Raw genomic sequence first — 1,521 nt, 5'->3', positions numbered from 1 at the left:
GGCTCATCGACGCTAGCAGTAATATGAGGCATTGAGAGTCCTACCAATTTCCAGTAAATCTTTGAAAATCGGACAAGGGAATTAGTTCAGGTTGCTTCGCTCCCCGTTCACCTCCTGCTGACGTATTTGGAATGCCAGAAGTGGACAGACTGATAACTGGACAAGGGAATTGGTTCAGTTGCGAGCGATACGTGGCTCCAGACTGCTGCCGATTCTTTTTTAACGTTTTAGTGAAAAATCCAGTTTACCAGCAAGTAAGTACACCATGGCGATCATGTTCTCATACGAACGATAGCCGCGGGCTTTACGCTTCGCCGCTTGAAACAGGCTGTTAATGCCTTCGAGCAATCCGTTGTTTAGCTTTGAAGAAAACCAGCGAACGACACCGTCAAAGTGACTTTGCAGCATTTTTGCGACCTCTACCATCGGTTCCAGACGGCAGCGTAGCCCCCAATTGATCCAGTCCTTCATCACGTCAGGAGCAATGGAGGCGGGGTAACGAAACACTTCCTGCAAAATCAGACGCATCCGGTACGCTTTAGCCGTATCCAGTTCGCAATCTTTAAGTTTGTCCAACGTTTCTTTCTGTGCTTTCGTCAAATTGGTTTCGTTTTTCAACCAGATATATCGCGTGTTTTTTAATTCTTCCGTCCGCTTGCTTTCTGTACGTCGGACTTCATCTACAGCTTCATTCGCCGCTTTAATGACATGAAATTTATCGAAGGTAATGGAGGCTTTCGGAAAGTTCTCTGTGGCTCCCTTTATGAACGCAGGGGACATATCCATGCACACTTCGGTGACTTTCTGGGCATCGCCCCCGTGGGCTTCCAAGTGTTTTTTGCATTCCCCCCATGTCGCAGCGTCCTTGCCTTTGGTGACGTGGATGACATTACGGCCTTCAGGATCCATAAAGATGGTGATATAGTCTTGACCTCGTTTGGCTGAGGTTTCATCGGTGCTGATTTTCGTGACGTGAGACAAATCCTGGACGGCAATTGCGTTATCCACGTAATGGTGCAGAATCCGCCAAAGACGCTTGTCGGTTTCCTTCACGATGCGACTAACCGCATTCATCGGCATATCCTTGGCCATTGCGATAATCCATGCATCAAACAGCGTCGTAAATCCCGCGCGGGGTTTGATCGCCCATGGCACGTTTACCCTTAGAATGCTATTACATTTTCCGCAAATCGTTCTCGGATGCTCTGCGTGAAAATAAATCGGATATTCAGCGAAATTCAAATGACGCCAGACCTGATCATAATCCGCAATATCCTTTACTGGCTGAGCCTCTGTGCTACACCCTGCACATACAAACAAAGCTCCCTCGCGAAACTTCAAGTACACATCTAATTGCTTCAGCTTTTCGTCAAATTGACAACGATCGATATACCACGGATCAGGGATATGAAATATGGCTTCCAGATCCTTTATTTCTATGAACATTTGAAAACACTCCGTTTCTACTGGGTATTATTTTCCAGTATTCACGGGTGGTATTATTTTAATCGTCGAAGAAGC

1 protein-coding gene is annotated in these 1,521 nt (G+C 46.5%); it reads right to left on the bottom strand.

The window, feature by feature from the left end; genetic code table 11:
* Positions 1-219: 219 nt before the first annotated feature.
* Positions 220-1,446, bottom strand: coding sequence for an ISL3 family transposase (locus POTG_RS22500; protein WP_009227156.1), 1,227 nt, complete (start codon positions 1,444-1,446; stop codon positions 220-222).
* Positions 1,447-1,521 lie beyond the last annotated feature (75 nt).

This window comes from Paenibacillus sp. oral taxon 786 str. D14, assembly GCF_000159955.1.
GTDB classification, from domain to species: Bacteria; Bacillota; Bacilli; order Paenibacillales; family Paenibacillaceae; genus Fontibacillus; species Fontibacillus phoenicis.
This window is presented reverse-complemented; position numbering and strand designations above follow the sequence as displayed.

What these genes read in the sequence shown, in the direction of transcription:
- POTG_RS22500 (WP_009227156.1), bottom strand. Translation starts at nt 1,446, where the DNA reads ATGTTCATAGAAATAAAGGATCTGGAAGCCATATTTCATATCCCTGAT.